General features: G+C 35.2%; 20 protein-coding genes. 16 read left to right on the plus strand and 4 right to left on the minus strand.

Annotated features, from left to right (window positions below; translation table 11 throughout):
* Positions 1–355: 355 nt before the first annotated feature.
* On the plus strand, positions 356–553 hold the full coding sequence (locus BN2390_RS03850; protein WP_053983033.1) for a cold shock domain-containing protein: 198 nt from the start codon (positions 356–358) through the stop codon (positions 551–553).
* A 64-nt stretch (positions 554–617) separates the two neighbouring features.
* Here the strand turns inward: BN2390_RS03850 and BN2390_RS03855 are convergent, their stop codons facing one another.
* A complete protein-coding gene (locus BN2390_RS03855; protein WP_053983034.1) occupies positions 618–1,526 on the minus strand; it encodes a CehA/McbA family metallohydrolase in 909 nt (302 codons plus the stop codon).
* Complete coding sequence (locus BN2390_RS03860; RefSeq protein ID WP_053983035.1) at positions 1,513–1,983, minus strand: DUF6669 family protein; 471 nt, start codon at positions 1,981–1,983, stop codon at positions 1,513–1,515. Before BN2390_RS03860 ends, BN2390_RS03855 begins: the two co-directional genes overlap by 14 nt.
* A 174-nt stretch (positions 1,984–2,157) precedes the next feature.
* Between BN2390_RS03860 and BN2390_RS03865 the strand changes: the two genes are divergently transcribed.
* The 7 genes from BN2390_RS03865 to BN2390_RS03895 all read left to right on the plus strand — a co-directional run bounded on the left by BN2390_RS03865 (position 2,158) and on the right by BN2390_RS03895 (position 9,220).
* Positions 2,158–2,832 (plus strand): glycerophosphodiester phosphodiesterase, encoded by a 675-nt coding sequence (locus BN2390_RS03865; protein ID WP_053983036.1) that lies wholly within the window; start codon positions 2,158–2,160, stop codon positions 2,830–2,832.
* Between the two features lie 4 nt (positions 2,833–2,836).
* Positions 2,837–3,676, plus strand: coding sequence for an ABC transporter permease (locus BN2390_RS03870; protein WP_053983037.1), 840 nt, complete (start codon positions 2,837–2,839; stop codon positions 3,674–3,676).
* Positions 3,677–3,689: 13 nt separating this feature from the next.
* Positions 3,690–4,667, plus strand: a complete 978-nt coding sequence (locus BN2390_RS03875) for an ABC transporter ATP-binding protein (RefSeq protein WP_053983038.1) — start codon at positions 3,690–3,692, stop codon at positions 4,665–4,667.
* 75 nt (positions 4,668–4,742) lie between these two features.
* Positions 4,743–5,903 (plus strand): extracellular solute-binding protein, encoded by a 1,161-nt coding sequence (locus BN2390_RS03880; protein WP_053983039.1) that lies wholly within the window; start codon positions 4,743–4,745, stop codon positions 5,901–5,903.
* 13 nt (positions 5,904–5,916) lie between these two features.
* Positions 5,917–6,762, plus strand: a complete 846-nt coding sequence (locus BN2390_RS03885) for an ABC transporter permease (RefSeq protein ID WP_053983040.1) — start codon at positions 5,917–5,919, stop codon at positions 6,760–6,762.
* A gap of 31 nt (positions 6,763–6,793) precedes the next feature.
* Positions 6,794–8,158: an MATE family efflux transporter gene (locus BN2390_RS03890; RefSeq protein ID WP_082238568.1), complete on the plus strand. Its 1,365-nt coding sequence runs from the start codon at positions 6,794–6,796 to the stop codon at positions 8,156–8,158.
* A gap of 288 nt (positions 8,159–8,446) precedes the next feature.
* On the plus strand, positions 8,447–9,220 hold the full coding sequence (locus BN2390_RS03895) for a hypothetical protein (protein ID WP_053983041.1): 774 nt from the start codon (positions 8,447–8,449) through the stop codon (positions 9,218–9,220).
* Positions 9,221–9,341: 121 nt separating this feature from the next.
* Here BN2390_RS03895 and BN2390_RS03900 read toward each other — a convergent pair whose 3' ends face one another.
* Positions 9,342–10,268 (minus strand): helix-turn-helix domain-containing protein, encoded by a 927-nt coding sequence (locus BN2390_RS03900; RefSeq protein ID WP_053983042.1) that lies wholly within the window; start codon positions 10,266–10,268, stop codon positions 9,342–9,344.
* Between the two features lie 102 nt (positions 10,269–10,370).
* Between BN2390_RS03900 and BN2390_RS21565 the strand changes: the two genes are divergently transcribed.
* Both BN2390_RS21565 and BN2390_RS03905 read left to right on the plus strand, forming a co-directional pair.
* A complete protein-coding gene (locus BN2390_RS21565) occupies positions 10,371–10,529 on the plus strand; it encodes a hypothetical protein (RefSeq protein WP_154668763.1) in 159 nt (52 codons plus the stop codon).
* A 231-nt stretch (positions 10,530–10,760) separates the two neighbouring features.
* Positions 10,761–11,675 carry a nucleotidyltransferase family protein gene (locus BN2390_RS03905; protein WP_053983043.1) on the plus strand — a complete coding sequence of 305 codons (915 nt, stop codon included), beginning with the start codon at positions 10,761–10,763 and terminating at the stop codon, positions 11,673–11,675.
* 34 nt (positions 11,676–11,709) lie between these two features.
* On the opposite strand, the gene BN2390_RS03910 is transcribed toward BN2390_RS03905, so the two are convergent.
* Complete coding sequence (locus BN2390_RS03910) at positions 11,710–12,180, minus strand: VanZ family protein (protein ID WP_053983044.1); 471 nt, start codon at positions 12,178–12,180, stop codon at positions 11,710–11,712.
* Positions 12,181–12,519: 339 nt separating this feature from the next.
* On the opposite strand from BN2390_RS03910, the gene BN2390_RS03915 reads away from it, so the two are divergent.
* From BN2390_RS03915 to BN2390_RS03940, 6 genes are all read left to right on the plus strand, one after another.
* Entirely contained in the window at positions 12,520–14,310 is a 1,791-nt protein-coding gene (locus tag BN2390_RS03915) for an ATP-binding protein (protein WP_053983045.1), read from the plus strand.
* Between the two features lie 20 nt (positions 14,311–14,330).
* Entirely contained in the window at positions 14,331–15,056 is a 726-nt protein-coding gene (locus BN2390_RS03920; RefSeq protein ID WP_053983046.1) for a LytR/AlgR family response regulator transcription factor, read from the plus strand.
* A 263-nt stretch (positions 15,057–15,319) separates the two neighbouring features.
* Positions 15,320–15,844, plus strand: a complete 525-nt coding sequence (locus BN2390_RS03925) for a hypothetical protein (RefSeq protein WP_053983047.1) — start codon at positions 15,320–15,322, stop codon at positions 15,842–15,844.
* 409 nt (positions 15,845–16,253) lie between these two features.
* Complete coding sequence (locus BN2390_RS03930; RefSeq protein WP_053983048.1) at positions 16,254–18,281, plus strand: S-layer homology domain-containing protein; 2,028 nt, start codon at positions 16,254–16,256, stop codon at positions 18,279–18,281.
* A gap of 1,064 nt (positions 18,282–19,345) precedes the next feature.
* Positions 19,346–20,155, plus strand: coding sequence for a LysM peptidoglycan-binding domain-containing protein (locus tag BN2390_RS03935; protein ID WP_053983049.1), 810 nt, complete (start codon positions 19,346–19,348; stop codon positions 20,153–20,155).
* Between the two features lie 97 nt (positions 20,156–20,252).
* Positions 20,253–20,945, plus strand: a complete 693-nt coding sequence (locus BN2390_RS03940; RefSeq protein WP_053983050.1) for a response regulator — start codon at positions 20,253–20,255, stop codon at positions 20,943–20,945.

A 20,945-nucleotide genomic window follows, 5' to 3' on the forward strand; every position in this document is an offset into this window, starting at 1 on the left:
ATTATATATATCACGCGATATAATCTGTAATAGGATGTGAATTTTTTTATTATAGGTCCTCTGTATGAGAGAGGATAAAGGTTACTTGTTTATAAGAAATAATCAAATGGTGTATTAAACATCAAGATTAAACACTTATTAACAAAAGAAAATTTAAAAATTTAAAAATATAGTTGACAAGACCGACAGCTTGTACTATACTGAATGTAGATATTAAGTAGTGTCGTATAGCTTATATAATGTTTGAGATTCACATGTTATTAGAGATTATATAGATTACTCAATATAGTCTGTAGTATTATGTGAATTTTTATTCGCCTAAATTACAGAAAAATTATATTAGGAGGTACCACAAATGACAGGTACAGTTAAATGGTTTAACGCAGAAAAAGGTTTTGGTTTTATTTCTAGAGAAGATGGCGACGATGTATTCGTACATTTCTCAGCTATCCAAGGAGATGGATTCAAATCTCTTGAAGAAGGACAAAGAGTAAACTTCGATATTACTAAAGGTCCACGTGGCGCACAAGCAGAAAACGTAACAAAAGCATAATTTATGCAAACCTGAAAGGGGTATGATGAGATCATTGATCTTATCATACCCCTTTTTTTATTGTTTACAAATAAATAGGTGGTGCTAGAGCGACTAAGTGGTCTGGTGCAATGCTCCCTTCGTAGAGTTCTACAACGATTGCCTTTTCTTTGGGCTTTGGTACAAAGTGAGTGGTAATGCGTGTAGAGGAAGGTACTAGGTCTAGAGTCAAGGTTCTCATACCTGTTTTGACAACGGCATGGAGAGGTGTACTAGGTACATGGCTTAGTTCTAGTTCCAGCTGAGTGTCTATTAAGGATGCCACGATAAGTGGGCCTCTAGTTATGATAGTTTGACCCTGCTTAATGGCATTTGCAAAGCTTACAGCAAGGGATAGACTTGGATCTTCTTCTAAAAAGTAAGTGGTAAAGTAGCCTGTAAGGTCACTTGGTCTATGTAGGTCCATACCTGTTGTTGCTGCAATGCGGTGGCCTTTAAAGAGAAGTTCTTCCCACCAGAGGATGCCTTGTATATTGTCAGGGACCATAGAGTGAGCATTGTTGATGACTTCGATAAAGTCTAGAAGGTCATGGTTATGGATGTGCATATCAAAGCGCATACCATTGGCAATAGGTGCAGGAACGGAGAAGGGATGAGCAATCCCTACAATCCCACCTTGTTGATGGACACGGTCAAAGAGTAAATCTCCATTGTACTTATCAATATCATCCCATGGAATATAGCGTCCCATATTGTAGCAGAGGATATGTCCGTGATAAGAAGTGAGCTCAAATCCTGGTAGATGCTGAATAGGGAGCTTCGCTTTTTGAAGGTAAGCTTCTATTTTAGGTGTACCTGATGTAGTGTTGTGATCCGTTAAGGCAAAGCATGTAATCTGATTGGCATAGAGATAATCTACAAGTTGAGGGACGGACATGCCACCGTCAGACTCGGTAGAGTGGTTATGGAGTTCAATACGTTTATAGCACTTCATAAGGTTCTCCTTCTATGGTTAGGGTATAAGTTGTCTCGTCTTCAAGTACGCTAAAGACGTTGACTACCACTTTAAGTGTACCTATTATAGATTCAGTTTCTAGAGAGAAGCAGCCATTAGAGGCCTCAGCCTGAGAAATAGAAATTTCTTTGCAAGTAGCAGGATTATGGATATTCCCGATAAAGGTATCACCTATATAGGCTGCAAGCTGTATCTCAGTTTTCATAGAGGATAAGATTGCTGAGGTGTTAGCTTCCTTTAAGGGTTGGTTATAGTGGTCAAGATAGGTTTTTTCGATGGCTGCTCGTGCAGATGGACTTGCTTCATTAAATAGTAATTTATCATAGGTTAACCTTATTTTAAGGGCTTTGTACGGTGTTGCTAAGGCAAAGTTATAGCAGATGTTGCCTACGAATCCTTGATTAAGTATACCTGAAAATTTGTGTAGTGTTTGCATCACACACCTCCTTAATAAGGAGTTTAGGGGGTTCACTTGAGAGAATCAATTCATTTAACATAGATTTAAACTTAAATTATTTACAATTAATTTATATTTAACAAAAAATGATAGATAGGATTAAATGAAATACATTATGATGAAGTGGCTAATATGCTTGAAAAGGAGACGAACATGACACTTATAACAGCACATTCAGGATGTGACCAAACAGCAGATAATTCTATTGAATTTGTACAGTATGCGCTAGAAAAGGACATTGATGCTATCGAAGTCGATGTAAGAAAGAATAAACAGGGCGAACTGGTTTTAGCTCATGATGCAACAGAGGAAGAGGTACCATTTTTAGCCGATGCTTTTGAAATATTAAAAAATTATAAATATAAAAAGATGAATTGCGATTTAAAAGAAGCGGGCTTAGAGGAAAGTGTATTCGCTTTAGCCAAAGCCTATGGAGTTGAAAATCAACTGATCTATTCTGGTACAGTGGACTTAAAGTTTGCGACACAAGGTCTAGAGACATTAAAAGGTGTAGACCTTTATCTCAACTTAGAAATCCTTGTACCAGAGATAGAGTCTGGTGAGGACATGGCACAAGATGTGCTTTGCAAACACTTATTTAGAGGTATAGAAGAAGCAGCAAAATTAAATATCACATGTATCAATATGAACTACAGATTATGTGCAGATAGTGTAGTTGATTATATGGCAAGACATGATGTAGCCTTTTCTGCTTGGACAGTGAATGAAGTTGCAGAGATTGAAAGATTAACACAAATGGGTGCTCTTAACATTACAACACGTAATGTAAAAGGTGCATTAGAACGAGTAAGTGTAAGAGGGGAGTAGGACAGTGAAATTATTATCTCCAAAAGCCTTTTACTATGCATTAGGCAAGAAAAACTTTTTTGAGTATATCTTATTTGCAGTATTTGTATTGTTCTTCTACTTACCATTAATGAACTTATGTATGCTTGCATTTTCAAACAAATATGAAGTACCAGCCGTCTTCCCACAAGAATTTGGCTTAAAGTGGTGGGAGTTTGTACTAGGACAGAACAATCTGATAAGTTCTATTGTCCTTTCTTTTGTCATTGCGACAGTGGTTACAATTGTTTCTTTACTCATTTGTATACCAGCTGCCTATGCCATAGCAAGGTTTGACTTTAAAGGGAAGAAGATCTTCTTGCTTTCCTTCTTACTTAGTAATGCATTCCCTAAGATGGGGTTATATATTTCTATAGGGATTATCTTCTATAAATTAAATCTGATGGGAACTTTTGCAGGGGTTGTTATCATTCATGTACTGAATTCTTTAATGTTTATGACATGGATTCCATCTAATGCTTTTAGAAGTATCCATAGACAACAAGAAGAATCAGCAAGAGATGTAGGGGCAGGTCCAATTAGAACCTTCTTTAATATTACGCTTCCATTAGCGTTCCCAGGTATTTTGGTAGCATCTGTCTTTACATTCCTTGGTTCATTAGAAGAGGCACAAGGAACCATGTTAGTTGGTTTCCCTCAGTTCAAAACAATGCCAGTAGAGTTATACGGTATTATCATGGAATATCCGATTACAGCAGGGCCAGTATTATCCATTATCTTAATCATTCCAACCATTATTATCTTGGTATGTTTAAGAAAGCACTTAGGAGCAGACAAAATAGCAAAAGGTTATAACATGAAATAGGAAGGGAATCAAAATGAGTAATCAGAACGTGAAATTAAAAATAAGTAATATGAAAAAAGTCTATAAAAATGGTGATGGGGTAGATAACATCAACATTGATGTGTTTGAAGGGGAGTTCTTAACCATGCTTGGACCATCTGGATGTGGGAAGTCTACTATCCTTAGAACCCTTGGTGGCTTTCTAGATATTGATGGTGGAGATATTGAAATCGATGGACAGTCTGTAAAGGATCTTCCACCAGAACAACGTCCGACAGCTATGGTGTTTCAAAGTTATAACCTATGGCCACATATGACTGTCTTTGATAATTTAGCCTTTGGCTTAAAAATAAGAAAAGTACCTAAAGATGTAATTAAGGAAGAAATCACAAAAGCCTTAAAGCTTGTATGTATGGAAGGCTTTGATCGTAAGTATCCAGGGCAACTTTCAGGTGGGCAACAACAACGTGTAGCTATTGCAAGAGCATTATTATTAAAACCATCTGTCCTTCTATTAGACGAACCTTTCTCAGCATTAGATGCTAAGATTCGTTCACAGATGAGAGAAGAGCTTAAGAAGATTCAAGAAGACCTGAATATTACTGTTGTCTTTGTTACTCATGACCAGACAGAGGCAATGGCACTTTCACACCGTATCGTTGTTATGAATAAAGGGAAGGTGGAGCAAATCGGCACACCTACAGAAATCTATGATACACCAGCTACTAAGTACGTGGCATCCTTCATTGGAGAGATGAATTTCTTTGAAAATGGTGATGGTACAACTACAGCGGTTAGACCAGAAGATATTGTGGTTGAAAAAGATGGTGAAGGTGGCGATATCGAAGGCCATATCCGTACCATTATGATCTTAGGACACTATGTAGAGGTTAATATCCAAGTAGGGGATAACGTGGTGAAAACTTACTTATCAAGATCCGTAGCAGACATATTGAAAATCAAAGATAAAGTATCTTTATCCTTCCATAAAAAATGCGTTTATAGCGCGTAATAAAGAAAATACATAGGACAGAAATAAGACTTAAAAAATACATAAATTAAAGCTAACATCTAAGGAGATAATCAAATGAAACTAAGAAAATTAATGTCAATTGTAGGTATATTAGCAATAAGTGGATCTGTATTAGTAGGATGTAGCACAGGCTCATCTTCAGCTGGTGCTAAAGAAGATGATAAGACAGTGACGATCTGGGCAAGTGGTTCAGATAACGTACGTGTTCAATTTGAAAAGCAAATTGAACAATTTAACAAAAGCAATGAAGAAGGCTATGTGGCAGAGCTTCAATTTATTACAGCAGGTACAGGTGCACAAGGGATTGTAGACCGTATTGCAGCTGCAAAAAAGGCAGGTCAAACTAATACAGATTACGACCTTGTTGAATTAGGTGGAGACGAAGTGATGCGTTACCTTGAATTATGTGGGGAAGACGTATTCGTAGAACTTGATCAATCTAAAATCCCTAATATGGAGAACTTACAAATTCCAGCAACTTTTAGAGAAGATTTAGTGCTTCCGTACCGCGGGACAACAGTTGTCCTTGCTTACAACTCAGAGACTGTACCAAATCCACCAACTACAGCGGAAGAACTTTATCAATGGATTAAAGATAATCCAGGTCGCTTTGCCTACAACACACCATCTTCAGGTGGAGCAGGGAGTTCATTTGTAACAACAGCTGTTTATAACTTCCTTGAAGAAGAAGCTTTAACTTCTACAGATGAAAAATACGTAGCTCAGTGGGAACAAGGCTTTAACTTATTAACAGAGCTTCACCCATACCTTTACAAATCATCAGGCAAAGTGGTTTATCCAAACAAAAATCAAGGAACTTTAGATTTACTTGCAAATAAAGAAGTAGATATTATCCCAGCATGGGCAGATATGGCAATTACTCAATATAGAGAAGGTGTGTTACCAAGTACTATCAAGATTGCTCAAATTGAACCTTCATTTACAGGAAGTACAGTAGCATTAGGTATTCCATCTATTGGATCAAACACAGAAGGTGCTTATGCCTTTATGAACTATATGATTAGCCCAGAAGCACAAAATATTGCTCTTGATGCCATGGCAGCTATTCCTGTTATTGATTTTGAGTTATTAGATGAAAATCTTACAAGCATTATTTCTGAACTTAAAATTGATGAATTTAGAATCAAAAGTATTGGTGGTTTAGGTGACCAATTAAATGAAAAATGGGACGTAGAGATTGGGACATTACAATAAGTAGGAGAAGCAGATGAAGAACAATGCATTAAAGAAACTATTACCGTATTTATTTATACTCCCGGCCTTCTCCATTCTGGCTTTGGTTGTTATCTACCCAATTGCAACGGCTCTTGTACGTAGTTTTCAGCTAGATGATGGCACCTATGGATTAGATAATTATGCTTACTTTTTCACCAATGAAATCCAAAGAAACAATATTATTTATACCTTACAAGTGGTTGTTATTACAGTAGTCTTAGCTATAGGGATTGCCTACTTATTAGGACTTTACCTAAGATTTTCAAATACTAGAGTGAGTAAGGCTATAGGTAGCCTGTACTTATTACCACGATTTATACCAGGCTTAGTGGCTGTAAATGGTATGATTACTATCATTAGAGATTCAGGACTACTAAGTAGAATTGCCAATGCTATGGGCTTTGAGCTTCAGTTAGGACTTATGTACAATGCAAAAGGGGTTATCTTGATGAACTTATGGTTCAACATTCCTTTTGCAACCATGCTCCTTACCGCAGCCCTTGCATCTATACCGGACTCCGTTATTGAAGCGGCAAGAGATGCTGGCGCGAAGAAACTACATATTTTATGGAAGATGATTATCCCGCTGACAGTGAAAGATATTTTCATTGCTGCTACCTTTATCTTCATGAGCAATATTGGTTCATTTACTACACCATATCTAATGGATGGCAACTATCCTCAGATGTTAGGGATTAGTCTTTTCTCAGAGTTTAATAAGGGACACTATGAGAGAGCAGCAGCCTTATCTGTTATTATGTTTTTACTATCAGCAGTGTCTGCGGCAGTCTATATCTATACGAATATGAAGGAAAAAGATTGGGAAAAACAAGCATAACACATCATGAGTAGACTAAAGGAGAATTATTTTGACTAAAAATATGACAACAGGATCACCTTATAAGGTGATTCTGTTTTTTTCAATACCACTATTAATCGGTAATTTATTTCAACAACTGTATAGCATGGTAGACACCATTATTATAGGCAGACTTATTGGTGTCAATGAGCTAGCAGCAGTAGGTGCAACAGGTGCACTTAACTATTTGGTTATAGGCTTTGCAACAGGTATGACAGGTGGGTTTGCTGTTGTAACGGCTCAAAAGTATGGGGCAGGAGACAAAGAGGGCGTGAAGAAGACAATAGGGACTTCAGTCATCCTTTGCCTCATTATCAGTATCCTCCTAACCAGCTTAAGTCTGGGAGGGACTAAAGGGTTCCTTAAGATGATGAATATGCCAGAAGATTTGTTTGGTATAGCTTATGAGTATATTGGTGTTATCTTTGCAGGGATTGGAGCAACCATCTACTACAATATGATAGCAGGCATCTTGAGAGCGTTAGGAGATAGTAAGACACCACTCATGTGTCTGGTCTTTTCCTCTGTTCTTAACATTATACTAGACTTAGTCTTTATCATTAACTTTAATATGGGTGTTATGGGAGCAGCCTTAGCAACAGTCCTTGCACAGCTTATTGGTGCTGCGGTTTGTAATGTTTATGCAGTAAGAAAGTACGAGCTTCTACGCTTAAGTAAACAAGATTTTGCCTGCTGTATGGAGGACTCTAAATGGCATTTGAGACTAGGATTACCTATGGCACTCCAGTGCTCCATTACCGCTTTAGGTATGGTCATTCTACAAGGTGCACTTAACATCTATGGTGCAGGGATTATGGCAGCCTATGCCGCAGCAAGTAAGGTAGAAGCACTGGTTACTCAGCCACTGTATGCATTAGGACTAACTATGGAGACTTACTGTGGCCAGAATATAGGAGCAGGACGTATGGACCGTGTCAAAAAAGGCTTTTCTAGCGTGTTGGTACTAGGTATGTGTGCCACAGTCATTGCGGCCATGATTAATATCTTGGGTGGGGAAAGCATGGTCAAACTCTTTATGGAAGATACCAGCCCAGAAGTACTCAAGTATGCCAAAGATTACTTGGTACTTATAGCCATCTTCTACCCAGCTCTTTGTAGCTTATTTATCTTCCGTAGTGGACTTCAAGGTATGGGAGAAGCCATTGTACCCATGATTGGGGGGATTGCAGAGCTAGTGGCAAGAACGGTAGCTTGTGTATTTCTGCCAGCCTTCTTTGGATATATGGGAGTGTATTTTGCAACCCCACTAGCATGGCTATGCGCATTGATTCCACTGATTACAAGGTATATCATCAAGTCTAGACAAGAGACCGGTGGAATAGATCAAATACATGATCATTTAGATGTCATTTAAGCAAATGTAAGAAGTACCTAATCACCTAGACAGAAGCATAATAAACATAAGAAGAGTGCTAAGGTTTATAAACTTTGGCACTCTTCTTCTATCTAGGCCCTTAGTCCCATTCATTGACAAATAAAAAAAGCATGTTATAATAGAGCAAGATGTTCAATAGTAGTTAGATATAGTTTATATAATGTTTGGGATTCACAGGTTATTAGAGATTATACGTATCACGGGATATAATCTGTAATAAGATGTGAATTTTTTTATTTATAAAAAGAAATGATAGGGAGTGGTTGATTGAGTAAACAAAAGTATAATGAGGTAAATCCAGAATTAGTGAACTCGGTGGTATGTGCTATAGATATTTTAGGGTTTTCACAGATGATCTTAGAATCTTGTCAGTATGGATATGGGAATAAGTTGCTTAAGGAAATAAATTATTTAATTAATAAAAATAAGCAGTGTATTATTCCTAATAAATATAGTCAAGGCAAGATAAAGATTTTTACAGATAATATGGTAGTGGCTTATCCTATAAATCATGACGGGCAAGAGGAGTTAGATGAGATTCTCGATAATGTAGCAGAGTATCAGTTTAACTTAGCCGTAGAAGGGTTATTTGTTAGAGGTGGGTTAAGTATGGGGGACTTCTATATTAATGAAGATATTGTTTTTGGTCCTGCACTTCTTGATGCCCATCATGTAGAGAGTCAGGTGGCGTGCTATCCAAGGATTGTGTTAGATGCTCAAACAGTAGAAATGTTGAAAGGCTTTACAAAGGATGATGAGATAGACCTTCAAAACAGCAAGGTTTTGGTTGATAGTGATGGACAATGGTTCTTGAACTATCTTAATACCATCTTTAAGTATTATAAGGAATGCTATACGGCATATGAATTTGAGAAGGTGAAGTATGCTTTGTTAATGCGACATAAGGCAAAGGTGGAAGCAGCGCTAGAAACAAATAAGGGAAATACAAGGGTATGGGATAAATACGTATGGATTGCAGATTATCACAATTATTTTTGTGAGTTGCACTATCCAGGTGAGCAGGAATTACACATTGATTAGGCAAGTGGATGAAGGGGAGTAAATGCTTACATGGAGGGGTCTGTGTACGCAGGTAAAAGAAAAAGGTGTAGGATAAGACTTAGTAATCTTATCCTACACCTTTTATTGTATCTCTAGGTTTCTAGATAGAAATATGATAACGCTCCTTAGAAACTTGACGATAGTGTTCTACTAAGTGGGTATGGCCTTCAAATTGAAGAAGTGAGATACACAGTTTCATATTTTCTTCGTAACCTTCTTGTCCAAGTTTTAATAAGGCTACAGCCTTACGTGCAAGCAGTGTATGAGCATAATAGGTCGTTTGCGCCTTGCGTGTCAGTTCTATTCCTTTATCTGCATAGTGTAAGGACTGCTTGTAGTCGCCTATAGCAAAGAAGTTATAGGAAAGTAGTCCATGAGCTTTAATACGAAGCTTTGAAGACAGCGTTGAGTCTGGCATAGATAGCAAGTGTAAGAGAATGGCAATACTTTCATCTGTTTTATTAAGGTCTAGATAGTTGGCTGCTATTAAATAGAGGAGGCGTAACTCAATCTCACTAAAGCATAGTTTAGATAGCTTATCAAAAGATATTTCAGGCTGAGTACATCTTAAACCTTTTAAGAGTAAATCTGTAGAGATATCCATTTGGTTACTATCGGTGCTGGCTTTAATTCCTTCTAATAAGTAGCGTAATTGATCGCTTTCAATAGGAAGGAGTAAGTTACTGGTATCAGCAGACATATTGATAAATGCAATGGATTCATCGCAGAAGGTAACAATCTCTTCAGTGTTCATAGTCGCCATGATAGGATCTAGTTGATTATAGATATTCTTTAAAGGTTCATCCCAGCAATATTCTAAAAAAATCTGTAATAAATCCACCTTATATGCCGATGAAAGTAGTAGAAGGGTATCTAACTTGGGAAGTACTAAGCCTTGTTCAATACGTCTGATGGTATCAACATTAACGCCTGTTTGTTCAGATACAGTGAGTTGAGTAATTTTATTTTGCTTACGTAAAGTGCTAATTTTTTTGCCAAAAGAAGTTAATTGTAAAGAATAAAACAAGATAGTGTCCTCCTAATATAATAAAATGGTCAAAAAACCAAGAATGAATTCGGGTTTATTTATGTCACCAAAAGTAGTATACTACAAGAAAGGGGAGATAATATGAACAAAAGACGTCATATTTATCAATTTATGCTATTTATGTTATTCGTGGTCTTATTAAATACTTCATACGGGAATGAAGATAAAGATTTTGTAGTACCACGCCAAGGGAATATAAACACGAGTGCTTGTCCAAATGTATCGGAACAAAATGCCTAGTCAATATGCCTAGGCATTTTTTAGTGTAAAAAAATTCCTTTTGTTATACGATATGTAATTAGATTTAAGAAAAATAGGGGAATATAGTACCAGTAATGAGTTTGTCTGCTATCCAAAGAGTGGCGTAGATGGAGATAACTACAAGGCTACATTTGAGTTTCTGACAAATTATGCTATAATAGTACGGATTACAAAGTATATATTATAAAAGATTTTAGAGGAGTAGGAATTATGTCAGAACCAATTTTAGTCATTATGGCAGCAGGTATGGGGAGTCGCTATGGTGGACTTAAACAAATCGATCCAGTAGGGTCACATGGAGAGCTTATTATTGATTTTTCTATCTATGATGCGATCCAAGCTGGATTTAAGAAGGTTGTCTTTATTATTAAAAGGGCTAATGAAGCAGACTTCAAACAAGCTATTGGAGACCGTATTGCTAAGATGATAGAGGTAGAGTATGTGTACCAAGAGCTTGATAAGTTACCAGAAGGCTATGAAGTGCCGGGAGAGCGCATCAAACCTTGGGGTACAGGTCATGCTATTCTTTGTTGTAAAGAAGTAGTAGATCAACCTTTTGCAGTTATCAATGCAGATGATTACTATGGTCAAGAAGCTTTTAAAGCCATTTATGACTTCTTAAAAGTAGCACAAGATGACAATAAATATCGTTATGCTATGGTAGGGTATACATTAAAGAATACCTTAACAGAAAATGGTCATGTAGCACGTGGAATTTGTGAACTTACTCAAGAAGCTAAGCTTGCTTCTATTTGTGAGCGTACTCACATTGCACATCACGAGGGAGAAGTGCAATTTTTAGAGGGAGAAACTTGGACACCTGTAAGTGAAGAAAGTATTGTATCTATGAATTTATGGGGCTTTACACCAAGTATCTTTGAAGCTCTAGAAGCTCAATTTGTACCATTTTTAGATCAAGCAATCCAAGCGAATCCACTTAAGGCTGAGTTCTTCTTGCCATCTGTAGTAGATACTCTAATCCAAGGGGATAAAGCAAGTGTAGATGTGCTTCATTCTAAAGATAAATGGTATGGGGTAACTTACAAAGAAGATAAACCAGCTGTTGTACAAGCTATTCAAGGCTTACAAAATGCTGGTGTTTACCCAGAAAATATCTGGAAATAAATAATGATTTATAAGAAAAAAAGCAGTGGAGCCTTTAGAAGGCCTCCACTGCTTTTTTTGTTGCTCTATAGATAAGTACAAGGATACTTATAAGGATAATGCTAACACACACACCTAGAACATCCTTGCCCATATCAATCCATTCAAAGGCTCTACCATCTGAACTAAGTTGTATAATCTCATCTACCAAAGCAGTAATCATACCTAGAATCAGAGTAATGCAAGTAGCACGACGCAAAGAAATTTGTTGGAATAGAAAGCTCCCCATTGAAATCAATCCCAGCAAAAAGAAGAGACCAAAATGAGCTAAAGCACGTATCTCACTATTAGTTGGTGTCTTCATAGATTCTGAAAGTCCTGTTTGTTCAATAACTGTGGCGACAGACTGAGTCACTTGCTTACTAAGGGTGTTAGAGGTAGGCGCATCTTGTAATGAGAAACGAAAGATCAATAATATTGCACAGGCAATTAAGATACCACATGCAATAGAACGGCATTTCATCATGCAGAAACCTCCTAAACATAAGTTGTATTATAGTATAATAACATAAAACTAAATAAAACTTAACGTATATACTTATATGTAAAACAAAATATAATTAAAATTTAAATAACTATAAAATTTAATCAGGAGGAAATTGAAATAGAAAAAATGATGCTTACTATGGTTATTATGAAGTATAGAATAAAATGATAAAAGACATTATGAATAATAGACTGTCTATAGTGTTTTTTACTTTATAATAAATGCTTAGATGTAAATTTTACTAAATATATTTACTACACTCTTGACAACAAAATCAAACTATATAATGATTTAATGTGAAAAGGGGGGGACAAGAGTATGAGGAAAATATTGATAAGTGTAACTGTCAGTATCATTATTCTATTAGGTACCCTCTTTATGGGACAAACATTGCCTTATGCAAAGGACCCATTAAGAACAGAACATATAGGTGAGTTTTCTAAGGGCTGGCTATTAACGATAGAAGGAAGTCCATTGGGTAAAATTATAGATTTACCTTACGATGTCCATGAAAATGAGGCAAATCAAAAAATAACCATACAAAAAAGGCTGCCCCTTGAAAATTTTTCTAATCCAACGTTAAGAATAGGTGCGTCTTACTTAAAGTTTAGAGTATTTTTAGAGGATGAGTTGATCTATCAATTTGATTCTCTAGAATCTATTAATCATGGGAAGGCAGTAGGTAATGCTTGTTTTATTGTAGATTTGCCACAGGATTGTTTTGGAAAAGAAGTAAAAATTGAATTTGAATCACCAGGTAAGCAGACTGTAGATGTATTATATAAAATAGAATTTGGTACAAGGGACTATAATGTTTTAGTGCTATATAGTTTGAGTAGTGTAGAAATGATGATTGCTTTTTCACTTCTACTCCTGGCTTTATTAATATCAACCCTTGTTGTTTTAGTAAATCTTAAATATAAAATAGGTTATCAAGATATCTATTTAGTTGGACTGATTTTGTGTGTTGTGATATGGATTATAGGTCAGAGCCAAGGTTACTTATTTATCTATAATAATTTTGCATTTAATTATTACATTCAATTAAATATTTTATTTGTATCACCTATTTTAATGTATAGATATATTTATCATCGTTACAATATGGAATATAAGCAAATTATTTTATGGTTAGCAGATATTCACTTAGGATGCTGGGCGCTGATTTTAATTATGCAGTTATTTGATATGATAGATTTAAATACGGTACAAAGAGGTTATACCCTATTCTTTTGTATTACCTTATTTACTTGTATGGGAGTAGTGATTAAGGAAGTTAATAAAAATAGAAAATACTTAATAGGTATACTTGGAGTATTTATTTTAATCATCCTTATCAATATATTTAAAAAGGATGTAGACTCCATACGTATAAGCATGAACACAATGGTCTTGGCCATTATATTTTTGGAAGGTGTTATTATTGTTAAGATTATTAATAGTTTGGTTAAACTATTAGAAACTAAAAATGATAATAGAGTTTTAAAGGTACAATTAGATGCTCAATTACAACATTATTTATTGTTGGAACAAAAGTATACGAGCTATAAGAAACTTCAACATGATACGAAGAATCATTGGAAAGTGGTGAATCAATTAGCCTGTGAAAACAAGATTGGAGAAGTTCAGCACTATACGTCCCTAATGGTGGAAGAGATAGAAGAGCAGAAGCAGAAAGTTGTTGATACTGGGAATTATATTTTAGATGCTATTCTTACAGAAAAGTTTTATATTGCTAATTCCCTAGGGATTAAAGTAACACATGAAATTTTTATTAAAAAGAATATAGCTATTGATTTATTAGATTGGTGTAGCATATATGGCAATGCCCTTGATAATGCAATAGAGGCATGTAAAAAGGTAGATGATTTGAGATGGATTAATATTAAAATCTACTATAAAGAAGGGCAACTTATATGTAAGATCAGTAATGCGATTAACACTAGCTTGCCTATTGATATGAATTATAAAACAACAAAAGAAAATAAAGAGATACATGGATTTGGACTAAAAAATATAAAGAAATCCGTAGAAAAGTATGGTGGAGAGTTACAGATTAGTCATACAAGAGAGGTGTTTGAAATCGCATTTGTTTTGTTTGAAGTCTAGAATAGAGGAGTTACGACAGCGTGTTCAATATTTGTGTATGTGATGATGAAGAGCTTTTCTTAAATAATTTGTGCATCAAATTAGAGAAGATGGCAGTTAAAAATAATATAGAGATTAATATTCATAAGTATTTTAGTAGCGATCAAATTTTATTTGATATTGAGACATTAAGTGAAAAGATAGATTGTTTCTTTTTAGATGTACTCATTGATAATAGAACAGGTGTAGAAATAGCAAATCATCTAAGAATGAAAGGTTCTAATGCACCGGTAGTATTCTTAACAGTTAGTAAAGAGCATGTTTTTGATGCCTTAGAGATTATGCCACTTCATTATTTAATCAAACAAGAAGTTCAAGATGAAAAGATTGAGGAAATTTTGCTTAAAGCAACTCAAATCGTTGGTAAATATAAGGCTGCAAAGTTCTTTTATAAAGTTGGGCATGAATTAAGAAGTATAGATATAGAGAAGATTATGTATTTTGAAGTGCTTAAGAGAATAGTTATTATTCATACTTTAAATGGAGAGGCAGGAAGATTTTATTCTACTTTAGAAATGGTAGAAAAGCAGCTAGATAATAAGCAGTTTGTTAGAATACATAGGTCTTACTTGTGTAATCTATTTTATATAGATAAGGTTCAAAATAAACAGGTTATTTTTAGAGATAGAACGAGCTTGCCTATAGGAAGTAAATATACAAAGGCTTTAAAAGCCGAATATACCCAGTATATGTTAAGAAACCTGTAGAAATAGATTGTTTGGAACAAAAATAAGATGATTTGCAACAAAAACTTATCAAGTAACTCGCGCCAATGTTATAATCATAAAAAGCTTAATAAACACCTTTCAACATAACCCCATATGATAGTGATAAATGCTAAAAATAACTTGCAAAAGTCTCCACAGGTGTTTGTTAAGCTCTCCCCTAATATAAACTAGGGATAAGATTATATAAAAGAGATGAGGATAATTCAACATATAAACTGGAAATAAAATGAGGAATATAAAATATGACAGATAGAGCAATTTATCATAAGATGATAGAAATAGTGGACAAACTGGATAGAATTAATCAGTATCAAAGTATTGATGGATTCATAAGGGATTTAGAATATCATGTAGACCAATTAGATTATTTTTATAATGTATTAACATCTAAAGGGAGCGGTGACCCATCTACAACATTTTATCTTCCAAAGCACATTCCAAATGAACATCAAGTTGCTTATTTCAATTTGACAAGAGGCTTTCCAAAAGAACTTTATGGAGGGCATTGGTGCTATGTGTATAAACGTTTGAAAACCAAGTTACTCGTAATCCCTATGACATCTGTTAAAGAAGATTCCGCAGAGATTGATCCAGAATTTGAATTAGATATTAAAATAAAAGAATTTAAAAATAGTAATCTTGCTAGATTACAGCTAAGTGATATGCGTACTATTGATATTCAGCGTCTATATATAAAAAAAGGTTTTTATGATGTAGAAACCAAAAGAGAAGATATTATAGCGCATATGAAGAACTTCTTACTATAAGATATAACGTCGAATTGTAGAAAAATCAAATAATATGCGAAGCAGCTATTTTGTGGGTTGTACCCCATAAAATAGCTGCTTATTTTATGTTATCCCCAAAATCTGGGGAAAAAAAGCTTAAAATTGGGGATAAACTTAAATGGTGGTTGAAAACAATATTTAAATCTGGGGATAACCTGTGAATAATAGGGAAAACTTGTCTACAGCATTTTCTATAAATTATGCATAAACGACAGAAAAGGATAAAGTATGAACTCTAGGATTTTCTTATATTACAATCTGATTAAAAAATCTTGAACAAACCGAAATTCAATTGTCTTTTAAGGAAGTATCTTATAGAATAGAAAATAGTGGTAGAGTATACTGTTAGTTAATATTATGTGCAAGGAAATATAAGGAGGCTATTTAGATGAGAAAACATTATTCTAAATTACTTTTGACTTTTTCACTTGTAGGCATTATGTCTGTAAATGTGTTTGGTGCAGTAACATTTACAGATGTTAAAGAAAATCATTGGGCCTATACAGCGATGAGTTATATGCAAGATAAAGGTTATATGACCAAAAATAGTAGTGGGGAATTTGCACCGACACAAGAAGTTACTTATTTTGAAGTAGCAGAGGTGCTAGCAAAAGCGACAGGTTATCAAGATGAACTTGTTATTAAAGATATGGATCCAACTTTGAAAAAGCAAATCGCAGAGAATTATGAAGCAAAAAAACCATTACTGAAGACATATATGGATAAATACAGTGCATGGGAAACAAGATGTAATGAAGAAATTGCCTATTTACTTGGTCGTGGCTACTTAAAAGAAGAAGACTTAAGTCGTTTTATGATTAAAAGTGCAGATGGTAAAGAATTTAAAAATACTTTAACAAAGCAAGATCTTGCAGCGTTCTTAGTACGTGTAATTGGTAAGGAAGTAACTGCAAAAGAGAAATATACAGGTAAAACAAAGTTTACAGATAATGACCTTATTCGTGAGGAGAATAGACCTCATGTAGCTTATTTAAGTGAAATTGGCCTTTTAAATGGGGATGCTAAAGGCAATATGGGAGCAAATACAAAGGTAACAAGAGCCCTTTGTGCCCAAATGACTTACAGTGCTTTAGTCTATAAAGAGAAATTAGACAAAGAAGAAGCAGCGAATAAGCCACAAACAAAACCAGAAGACAATACATCAAGTACAACACCAGATGCAGCAGCTATTAAAGGGAAAATCAATAAAGTTGTACCTAAAAATAATGCAGCAAACGAGAATTATGTCCTTTTAGAAGTAAACGGTAAAACAACTTTCTATACAGCTAATCCAAGCACAAAAGTGACTAATGCAAGTGGACAAGTTGTAGACTTCTCAAAAGTAACAGTAGGTGAGAATGTAGCTGTAACCGTTGCAAAAGAAAATGGTATTGAACTTATCAAAACCATTCAATTATTAGATAACACAACAGGTGGAACAACAACGACACCAGATACAAATGATAAAGACGACACAACAGAAAATACAGAAACCATGAGATACTTAGGCGATGTTGAAAATATTGGACGTAGTGGATCTATTTCTGTATCTACTAATGCTGGTATTGTGACCTATCGTTTGGCAGATGAATACAGTATTGTTGAAGGTACTGAAACTTTAACACTAGAAGATCTATCTGTAGGTGATCGCGTACGTATTTACATAGAAGATAATAAAATTGTTAAGGTTAACATTTTGGCACGTGCCCAAGTGAATGAAACAGAAGCTGAGTTTGTACGCATTGCAAATCGAGTGACAAGTTATAGCTTAACCATAGCAGATGGCACAAAAGAATCTATACTAGAAGTGGACTTAGCTGCAGATATTACACGTAATGGTAAAGTAGCTAACGTACAAGACTTACGTATGGGTGATACATTAAAACTTGAGATGGATGGTGGTGTGGTTACATCTATTGAAGCAACAGGAGAAGAAAGTAGCTTCGTTGGGACTGTAGAAAGTGTTATTTTATCAAGCACACCACAGATTGCTATCAAAACAAAAAATGATCTTAAAATTATTAACATCACAAAGAACACAGATATCTACGATGCAACATCTAGAAAAGATATTACAGTACGTGATATCTTATTAAATGCTAGAGTAGAAGTTATTGCAGATAGCAGTGAAGCACTATCTATTGTTGTTAAAGAAGTACCTACAGAAATGGTTTATACAGGAACAGTAGAAAATGTAGGTCCATCAGCTAAATACATAGATGTACTTGTTGACTATGATGAACTCACAGGAGAATCCAAAGTACTTAAACGTATTGAGATTCCAACACAAGTAGAGGTTATTGTAGAGGGTCAAGCAAGCTACAGAAATCAAATCAAAAAAGGGAATAAGGTAGAAGTTACTTATAACTATAACAATCTTAGTTACCCAGAAATAATAGAAGTAATCAAAAAATAGTTGAAGACATAGGAAAAAGGGGCTGTTATATACAGTCCCTTTTTCCTATGTAGCGTAAATGAATGGACGTACCATACATGACACTTTTAGAATGTGATAAGGAACAAAACTTCTCTTCTATACGTCTAAATTTATAGGATAGCCCCGAGTTAATCTTAAATCTTCTATTTTCCTTACCTCCGCAGCACATGGCAATTTAAGGTAGTAAAATCATGAAGGAAAGTGAATCTAATGTGACAACTTCCTTGAAAGTTAGCTTGCCGTCTCTTATTTGTTATCTCTGTGGTAAAAGCGGAATATTTTAGGGATAAGGCTTAGAAAGTATCGAAGGAGCTGTGTGTGATAGCTCCAAGAACTGCCTTTGAATAGACTTTTTATTCTTTTCTACCTGTGCAGCACATGGAAATTTAAGGTAGTAAAATCATGAAGGAAAGTGAATCTAATATGGAAACTTCCTTGAAAGTTAGCTTGCCATCTCTTATTTGTTGCCTCTGTGGTAAAAGCGGAATATTTTAGGGATAAGGCCTAGAAAGCATTGAAGGAGTTGTGTGTGATGGCTCCTAGAGCTACTTTTGAATAGAATTTTTATTCTTTTCTACCTGTGTAGCACATGGAAATTTAAGGTAGTAAAATCATGAAGGAAAGTGAATCTAATATGGAAACTTCCTTGAAAGTTAGCTTGCCATCTCTTATTTGTTGCCTCTGTGGTAAAAGCGGAATATTTTAGGGATAAGGCCTAGAAAGCATTGAAGGAGCTGTGTGTGATGGCTCCTAGAGCTACTTTTGAATGAGTGTTTAGAGTACCTTAGTGAAGATGCATTCATAGGTTTTAGTGAGACTGTCTGAGCGTAGCGAGTTTCGAACGTTTATGAATGTATCAAGCTTAGATACTCTTAATAGGAGTGAGCAGTAGCAAAAGGAGTACTCACACACAACTCCTACCCTTACATACGCCCTTTCCCTTAAATTTCCCTCCAAAATTCTTTGATTTACCCCAAACAAACTGTTATCATTGTAGATAAAGGGGGATTTTTGTAACATGCTAATCACAGGAGGTATATCATATGAAACTCAGCAAAAAATCAAAAACAATTTATTTATCTAGTTCCAAGAGACGACGTTCGAAAGTAACGCCGAAAGGACTAGGACTAGGTATTGTGGGAGCCGGTATTATATTAGGAGTAGCCTTTGGATTCCTTCCAAATGCTTATCAAGTAAGCGTAGGCGGAGAGGTTATTGGCGTTGTAAGCAAGAAAGAATACATAGATACAGCACTTCAAACAGTAGAAAAACAATTAGAAACTAAGTATAAGACAGATGTTGAAATAGAAGGCTTAGATGATCTTAAACGTGTACATGCCAAGAAGAAAGACATGATTGATCCAAATAACTTACCAACATATTTAAGAGAGAATATGGATGTAACAATCAAATTCCAAAAGTTGATTGTGGATGGTAAAGAAGTAGCTATTATCGAGTCACCAGCAACATTAGACGAATTAAAAGATGAACTCAAACAGGTTTATTTTAAAGATAAAGAAGTAAATGCCAAGTTTACAAATGATGTAAAGCTAGAAGAAGTATATACAACAGAAGACAAACTTGTAGATATGGAAACGTTAGTGGATTTATGTAAGAAGCGTCAAAGAGAAGAAGTAACTTATACAGTTCAGCAAGGTGATAGCCTTTGGGGTATTGCTAGCAAGTTTAACTTAACAGTTGATGACTTAATAGGTTCTAATGAAGGTTTAACAACAAATCTTAAAATAGGGCAAGAAATCAAAGCTAATGTACGTGTGCCTGTACTTGGGATGGAGATTGTAAAGGAAGAACCGAAAGAAGAATCAAAAGAAGAAGTGAAAGAAACTCCTTAATTTTTCCTTTTTACTTCATATGGGCTATTTGATATCATATAAATAAAGTATTACAGATGGTAGTCATCGGAAAGATATAGAAAGGCAGGGGAATAAAGTGGTACAAACGATTGCAGTTATAGAAGATGAACAAGCTATTTCCGACATTATTAAATATAATTTAGAGAAGGAAGGCTACAAAGTATGTGTAGCCTATGATGGAGAAGCTGGCATAAAGCTTATTGAATCTATTGACCCAGACCTTATTATACTAGACATTATGATGCCTAAAATGGATGGCCTAGAAGTATGTAGAAGAGTAAGAATGACAAAGGAAACACCAATTATTATGCTTACAGCACGCGCAGAAGAATTAGATAAGGTATTAGGCTTAGAGTTAGGGGCAGATGATTACATGACTAAGCCTTTTGGTATGCGTGAACTTGTAGCAAGAGTTAAAGCTAACTTAAGAAGAGGTGGCTTTGTAAGTGATGAGGTAGCAGTAGAGTCTAATCTTGTACAAGAAGATAGCTTAGCGATAGACCTTAGTAAATACGAAGTAACCAAAAATGGAACAGTAGTAGACTTAACACTTAGAGAATATGAACTTCTTAGATTCTTAGCAACTCAAAAAGGTAAAGTCTTTTCTCGTGAGGCACTCCTTGAAAAAGTATGGGGATACGAATATTATGGAGATGTACGTACGGTAGATGTAACGGTGAGAAGGCTAAGAGAGAAGATAGAAGATGACCCATCTAAAGCAGCTTTTGTACTTACAAAGCGTGGAGTAGGTTATTACTTCAGAGGTTAG

The organism is Niameybacter massiliensis (assembly GCF_001282685.1).
GTDB lineage: Bacteria > Bacillota > Clostridia > Lachnospirales > Cellulosilyticaceae > Holtiella > Holtiella tumoricola.